The organism is Streptomyces sp. W16 (assembly GCF_033194735.1).
GTDB lineage: Bacteria > Actinomycetota > Actinomycetes > Streptomycetales > Streptomycetaceae > Streptomyces.
Genome location: NZ_JAWOAI010000540.1, coordinates 1 through 6,289 on the forward strand (window position 1 = coordinate 1; position 6,289 = coordinate 6,289).

General features: G+C 67.3%; 6 protein-coding genes and 2 pseudogenes. 4 read left to right on the forward strand and 4 right to left on the reverse strand.

Annotation, left to right across the window (positions count from 1 at the left end; translation table 11 throughout):
- Positions 1-525 (reverse strand): annotated as a pseudogene (locus R6V09_RS43080) (hypothetical protein); the annotation flags it as partial.
- Positions 526-657: 132 nt separating this feature from the next.
- Here R6V09_RS43080 and R6V09_RS43085 point away from each other — a divergent pair.
- The 3 genes and pseudogenes from R6V09_RS43085 to R6V09_RS43095 all read left to right on the forward strand — a co-directional run.
- A pseudogene (locus R6V09_RS43085) lies at positions 658-1,182 on the forward strand (ABC transporter ATP-binding protein); the annotation flags it as partial.
- 347 nt (positions 1,183-1,529) lie between these two features.
- Positions 1,530-1,964 carry an NfeD family protein gene (locus R6V09_RS43090; protein ID WP_317886936.1) on the forward strand — a complete coding sequence of 145 codons (435 nt, stop codon included), beginning with the start codon at positions 1,530-1,532 and terminating at the stop codon, positions 1,962-1,964.
- Between the two features lie 130 nt (positions 1,965-2,094).
- The gene (locus R6V09_RS43095; protein ID WP_317886937.1) at positions 2,095-3,054 is read left to right on the forward strand and encodes an SPFH domain-containing protein; all 960 of its coding nucleotides are present in this window, start codon (positions 2,095-2,097) and stop codon (positions 3,052-3,054) included.
- A gap of 65 nt (positions 3,055-3,119) precedes the next feature.
- On the opposite strand, the gene R6V09_RS43100 is transcribed toward R6V09_RS43095, so the two are convergent.
- The 3 genes from R6V09_RS43100 to R6V09_RS43110 all read right to left on the reverse strand — a co-directional run bounded on the left by R6V09_RS43100 (position 3,120) and on the right by R6V09_RS43110 (position 5,134).
- Positions 3,120-3,626 (reverse strand): HNH endonuclease, encoded by a 507-nt coding sequence (locus R6V09_RS43100; protein WP_019067385.1) that lies wholly within the window; start codon positions 3,624-3,626, stop codon positions 3,120-3,122.
- Positions 3,627-3,771: 145 nt separating this feature from the next.
- Positions 3,772-4,311 (reverse strand): YbhB/YbcL family Raf kinase inhibitor-like protein, encoded by a 540-nt coding sequence (locus R6V09_RS43105; protein WP_317886938.1) that lies wholly within the window; start codon positions 4,309-4,311, stop codon positions 3,772-3,774.
- A gap of 40 nt (positions 4,312-4,351) precedes the next feature.
- On the reverse strand, positions 4,352-5,134 hold the full coding sequence (locus tag R6V09_RS43110) for a sporulation protein (RefSeq protein ID WP_317886939.1): 783 nt from the start codon (positions 5,132-5,134) through the stop codon (positions 4,352-4,354).
- A 137-nt stretch (positions 5,135-5,271) separates the two neighbouring features.
- On the opposite strand from R6V09_RS43110, the gene R6V09_RS43115 reads away from it, so the two are divergent.
- Positions 5,272-5,913 (forward strand): DNA-3-methyladenine glycosylase, encoded by a 642-nt coding sequence (locus tag R6V09_RS43115; protein ID WP_317886940.1) that lies wholly within the window; start codon positions 5,272-5,274, stop codon positions 5,911-5,913.
- Positions 5,914-6,289 lie beyond the last annotated feature (376 nt).

Consider the following 6,289-nt stretch of genomic DNA (forward strand, 5'->3'; position numbering starts at 1 on the left):
GAGCGCCGCCTCCGCGACCGGCCCCGACCCGGCCACGTCCAGCCGCGACAACACCGCCGTCGCATCCCGCAGCGCCTCCGCGAGCTCCCGCTCGGCCTCCCCGAGCGAGGGCACATCGGCGGGCGGCGCCTCCCGTATCGGCAGGCAGTGCCAGACGACCTCGACATGGACGTCACCGGCGGGACCGGCCTCGTACACCTCGGGAACGAGGCCGAGCGCGGCGCCGTAGCAGATCACCGCCTCCTCGGCCTCCAGGGCCCGCGCGTTGAAGTCGGGCGGGCCGCTCAGCCCCAGCGGGTGTCCCGAGGTGGGCAGCGCGACGCGCAGCCCGGTCACCCCGAGGGTGCGCAGCCGTCCCAGTGCGAGTGTGAGTCCGACGGGCGCCGACTCGCCCGGCAGCCCTTCCACCCGGTGCACGGCGTCCTCGCCGACGATGGCGAGCACGGCGTCGTCCGGTGAGACAAGCCCGGCCAAAAGGGCGTTCCCCCAGGCGGCGAGGCGTCCTGAACGTGGTTCCGAAAGCATGCCCCCCACCCTAAGGACAGGACCGATGGGATGGACCGCCCGGCCGGTGGCGTAGATTTCTTCGAGGGCTGCGCCTACCGGCGCACGCGACAGCCGAGACAGGCCGACGATGCAATGGGAGACAGCGCGCTCATGAGCGATGTTCTGGAGCTGGAGGACGTAACCGTGGTCCGGGAGGGCCGGGCTCTGGTGGACCAGGTCTCCTGGTCGGTCAAGGAGGGCGAGCGCTGGGTCATCCTCGGCCCGAACGGCGCCGGCAAGACCACCCTCCTGAACGTCGCGTCCAGCTACCTGTTCCCCAGCAGCGGCACCGCCACCATCCTCGGCGAGACCCTCGGCAAGGTCGACGTCTTCGAACTGCGCCCCCGCATCGGCGTCGCCGGTATCGCCATGGCCGAGAAGCTCCCCAAGCGCCAGACCGTCCTGCAGACCGTCCTGACCGCCGCCTACGGCATGACCGCCGGGTGGAACGAGGACTACGAGGACATCGACGAGCAGCGTGCCCGCGCCTTCCTCGACCGCCTCGGCATGAGCGACTACCTGGACCGCAAGTTCGGCACCCTCTCCGAGGGCGAACGCAAGCGCACTCTGATCGCCCGCGCCCTGATGACCGACCCCGAGCTCCTCCTCCTCGACGAGCCCGCCGCCGGCCTCGACCTCGGCGGACGCGAGGACCTCGTACGCCGGCTCGGCCGGCTCGCCCGCGACCCGATCGCCCCCTCCATGATCATGGTCACCCACCATGTCGAGGAGATCGCCCCCGGCTTCACCCACGTCCTGATGATCCGTCAGGGCAAGGTCCTCGCCGCGGGCCCGCTGGAGCTCGAACTCACCGCGCGCAACCTCTCCCTCTGCTTCGGCCTCCCGCTGATCGTCGAGCAGGTCGGCGACCGCTGGACGGCACACGGTCTCCCCATGTCCTGACCGAACTCCCCTGAAAAATACGGGTCGTACGGGCATATGCGCCCTGTCCGCGACCCGACCCGCAGCCCTACCATGACCATGTGAACGACATCGGCGCATGGGTGTGGTGGCTCGTCGGCGCGGCAGCACTCGGAATCCCGCTCGTGGTGACCGCGATGCCGGAGTTCGGCATGTTCGGCGTGGGCGCCGTCGCCGCCGCGGTGACCGCCGGGATCGGCGGGGACATCGTCGTCCAGGTCCTCGTCTTCGTCGTCGTCTCGGTCGCCCTCATCGCGGTCGTACGACCCATCGCGACCCGGCACCGTTCGACACTGCCCCAACTCGCCACGGGCATCGATGCCTTGAAGGGCAAACAGGCCGTCGTCCTGGAGCGCGTCGACGGCTCCGGCGGCGGCCGGATCAAGCTGGCCGGCGAGGTCTGGTCGGCACGCTCACTCGACGCCGACCGCGCCTACGAACCGGGCCAGGAGGTGGACGTCGTGGAGATCGAGGGAGCCACCGCGATCGTCATCTGACCTCGCAGGACTCAACTGAACCGAACAGCACGCGAGTTGCATGACGGTCTGACAGACTCGACCAGCAAGATCTTCAACAACCATAAGATCTTCCGAAAGCGCCGAGGCGGAGAAGGGTACGGGGAGCACGATGGAACCGGTCATCATCGTCTTGATCATCCTGGTGGTGTTGGTCTTCATCGCTTTGATCAAGACGATCCAGGTCATCCCGCAGGCAAGTGCCGCGATCGTGGAGCGGTTCGGCCGCTACACACGGACACTCAACGCGGGACTCAACATCGTCGTCCCGTTCATCGACACGATCCGCAACCGCATCGACCTGCGTGAACAGGTCGTACCGTTCCCGCCGCAGCCGGTGATCACCCAGGACAACCTGGTCGTCAACATCGACACGGTCATCTACTACCAGGTGACGGACGCGCGGGCCGCGACCTACGAAGTGGCCAGCTACATCCAGGCGATCGAGCAGCTCACGGTCACCACGCTCCGCAACATCATCGGCGGCATGGACCTGGAGCGGACCCTGACCTCCCGCGAGGAGATCAACGCGGCCCTGCGCGGCGTCCTCGACGAGGCGACGGGCAAGTGGGGCATCCGCGTGAACCGCGTCGAACTCAAGGCAATTGAGCCCCCCACCTCCATCCAGGACTCGATGGAGAAGCAGATGCGCGCCGACCGTGACAAGCGCGCCGCGATCCTCACCGCGGAGGGCACGCGCCAGGCCGCGATCCTCACCGCGGAGGGCGAGAAGCAGTCCCAGATCCTGCGCGCCGAAGGTGAGGCCAAGGCCGCGGCCCTCCGCGCCGAGGGCGAGGCCCAGGCCGTCCGTACGGTCTTCGAGGCGATCCACGCGGGCGACGCCGACCAGAAGCTCCTCAGCTACCAGTACCTCCAGATGCTGCCCAAGATCGCCGCAGGCGACGCCAACAAGCTCTGGATCGTCCCCAGCGAGATCGGCGACGCCCTCAAGGGCCTCTCCGGTGCCATGGGCAACGTGGGCCCGTTCGGCGGCGGTTCGGGGAACGACGGAGGCAACTCCGGCAACTCGGGCGGCAATTCGGAACGCCGAGAGAAGCCGACCATCGACTGACAGACCTTCTCTACGACACTGGGGCCCACCTCGCAAGAGGTGGGCCCCAGTTCTGTTCACATGCCCTACGCGGCCGGCTGCACCAGCCACTGCGGCAAGGCATCGAAGTCCTCGGTCCCCAGCGCCAGCAGCATCGCGTCCGCCGGCGTCGGCTCGAACGGCCGCCGCAGCAGCGGCATCCCCGCCTGCTCCGGAGTCCGGGCCGCCTTGCGGTGGTTGTCCTCCGCACACGAGGCCACCGTGTTCAGCCAGGAGTCCTGACCACCCTGCGCCCTCGGCACCACGTGGTCGACCGTCGTCGCCCGCCTGCCGCAGTACGCGCACCGGTGCCGGTCCCGGACCAGCACACCGCGCCTCGACCACGGAGCTTGTCTTCGGAACGGCACCCTGACGTACCTGCACAGCCGGATCACCCGGGGCGCCGGTATGTCGACCTCGGCTCCGCGCATACGCAGTTCGGGGTGGGCCTGCTCGACGACAGCCTTGTCCTGCAGCACCAGAACGACGGCTCGATTCAACGACACCGTCGACAGCGGCTCGAAGCTCGCGTTCAGCACCAGCGTGTCCCGCATCCAGCCCACCTCCCATGTGCAACCGGCCCACCGCACGGCGGGCTTGGATCAACTCTGGCCGGGCACGCCGAGATGGACAACGCAATAAAAACTGCCCGCCCCTGATCAATTCCAAGACCAGGGGCGGGCAAACGTTCAATGAACGTCAGTCTTCGGCGGGCGCTTCGTACTCACCGATCAACTGGGCACGTGCCAGCGCGTGAAACCGCAGGTTGAAACCGACGACCGCCGGAGAAACGTCCGAGTCCGGACCGAGTTTCTCCGTGTCCACGGCGTACACCGTGAACACATAACGGTGCGACCCGTCCCCGGGCGGCGGCGCGGCGCCCCCGAAGTCCTTCGACCCGTAGTCGTTGCGCACCTGTACGGCGCCCTCCGGCAGCCCCTCGAACTTGCCGCTGCCCGCACCGGTCGGCAGCTCGGTCACCGAGACCGGGATGTCGAACACGGTCCAGTGCCAGAACCCGCTTCCCGTGGGGGCGTCCGGGTCGTAGCAGGTCACGGCGAAACTCTTGGTCTCGGGCGGGAAGCCCTCCCACCGCAGCTGCGGCGAGGTGTTGCCGGCCGCGTAGACCTGAGCGTCCTTGAGCGTGGCCCCCGGCTCGACGTCCTCACTCGTCACCGTGAACGACGGCACGGGCGGGTGGAAGTCATGGGGGAGCGGCCGCCGCTTGAGCTCGGTCACCTCGGTACCTCCTGATCGGTTTCTTCAGTGGACACCGAGCCTAGAACCAGTTGCGCTTGCTGCCGACCTCGGACAGCCACTGATTGAGGTACGCAGCCCAGTCCGTCCCGTGGAAGTCGTACTGGCCCACCTGGAAGGACCGGAAGGTGTCACTGCCCTCACTGAACAGGCCAGGCTTCTTGTCCATCTCCAGGATGACGTCCATCGCGTTCTCGTCGGCCACGAAGCTCAGCTCGACCTGGTTCAGCCCGCGGTACTGCGACGGCGGGAAGAACTCGATCTCCTGGTAGAACGGCAGCTTCTGCCGCGTCCCCCGGATGTGACCGCGCTCCATGTCCGCGTTCTTGAAACGGAAGCCCAGCTGGATGAAGGCGTCCAGAATCGCCTTCTGCGCAGGCAACGGGTGCACGTTGACCGGATCCAGGTCACTGGAGTCCACGGCCCGCGCGATCGCCAGCTCGGTGCTCACCCCGATGTGCATCCCGCGCAGCGCCTGACCGTCGATCATCGTGACCGGCGTCTCCCAGGGGATCTCCAGACCGAACGGCACGTTGTGCGCGGTCCCCGCCTGCAGTTCGAAGGCACCGCCCAGCCGCACCTTCGTGAACTCGATGTCCTGCTTGTACTCCTGGTCGCCGCTCTCGATCTCGACCTTGGCCTGCAGTCCGACCGAGAGCCCCTGGATCTCCTGGTTCACGGACCCGCCCTGGATCCGCACCTCGCCCTGGACGACACCACCAGGAACGACGTTGACCTCGGTCAGCACCGTCTCCACCGAAGCCCCGCCGGCCCCCAGGCTCGCGAGCAGCTTCTTGAACGCCATGACTCTCCCTTTACGAATGGACCCTTGATCCCTACAAACGCGATCCGACCGCGACCGGTTCCGCGCCACACCCTGGCAAGCGGACCGAACCTTGACCACCCCTTGGCACAAGCGCGTCTGGACTACGCTCGGACGCCATGATCGCGCCCCCGGACCGTAAGCCACTCCCCAGAGAGTTCTTCGACCGCCCCGTCCTGGAGGTCGCCCCCGACCTCCTGGGCCGCATCCTCGTCCGTACGACCCCCGACGGTCCGATAGTCCTGCGCATCACAGAGGTCGAGGCCTACGACGGCGGAAACGACCCCGCCTCCCACGCCTATCGCGGCCCGACCCCGCGCAACGGCGTGATGTTCGGCCCACCGGGGTACGTGTACGTCTACTTCACCTACGGCATGTGGCACTGCATGAACCTGGTGTGCGGTCCCGAGGGCACGGCGAGGGCGGTCCTGCTCCGCGCCGGCGAGATCGTCGAGGGCGCCGAGCTGGCCCGCAAACGTCGACTCTCGGCCCGAAATGACAAAGAACTGGCCAAAGGCCCCGCCCGCCTGGCCACCGCCCTGGACGTCGACCGCTCCCTGGACGGCACGGACGCGTGCACGACGGGTGAGACACCCCTGAGGATGCTGGCCGGTACACCCGTGCCCTCCCATCAGGTGAGCAACGGTCCGCGCACCGGAGTCTCGGGAGAGGGTGCGGTCCACCCCTGGCGCTTCTGGATCACCAACGACCCTACGGTGAGCCCTTATCGGGCCCATACGCCGAGGCGTCGGTCAAGTTGACGCGCCTAGGCAGGGTGCGTAACGTAGCCCGAGCCGCTTGACCCGGGTACGGCATTCGCCTGCAGCCGGAAGCGGCCAACCCACTACCTACGACTCCCTCTCAGCAGGGGCGCATTCAGCATGCCCGCATGCCTGAATTCGAACTTGCGGAACTCGATTATGAGCTGGCGAGGGAATCGGCTAACGTAGTGAATGTCGAAAGGCCGACAGGCGAAAGCCCAAAGCTCTTGACAATCCCTTCCGACAGGGAATCGGGACCGGAAACGGTCTGATAGAGTCGGAAACGCAAGACCGAAGGGAAAAGCCCGGAGGAAAGCCCGAGAGGGTGAGTACAAAGGAAGCGTCCGTTCCTTGAGAACTCAACAGCGTGCCAAAA

What these genes read in the sequence shown, in the direction of transcription:
- R6V09_RS43095 (WP_317886937.1), top strand. Translation starts at nt 2,095, where the DNA reads ATGGAACCGGTCATCATCGTCTTGATCATCCTGGTGGTGTTGGTCTTC.
- R6V09_RS43100 (WP_019067385.1), bottom strand. Translation starts at nt 3,626, where the DNA reads ATGCGGGACACGCTGGTGCTGAACGCGAGCTTCGAGCCGCTGTCGACG.
- R6V09_RS43110 (WP_317886939.1), bottom strand. Translation starts at nt 5,134, where the DNA reads ATGGCGTTCAAGAAGCTGCTCGCGAGCCTGGGGGCCGGCGGGGCTTCG.
- R6V09_RS43115 (WP_317886940.1), top strand. Translation starts at nt 5,272, where the DNA reads ATGATCGCGCCCCCGGACCGTAAGCCACTCCCCAGAGAGTTCTTCGAC.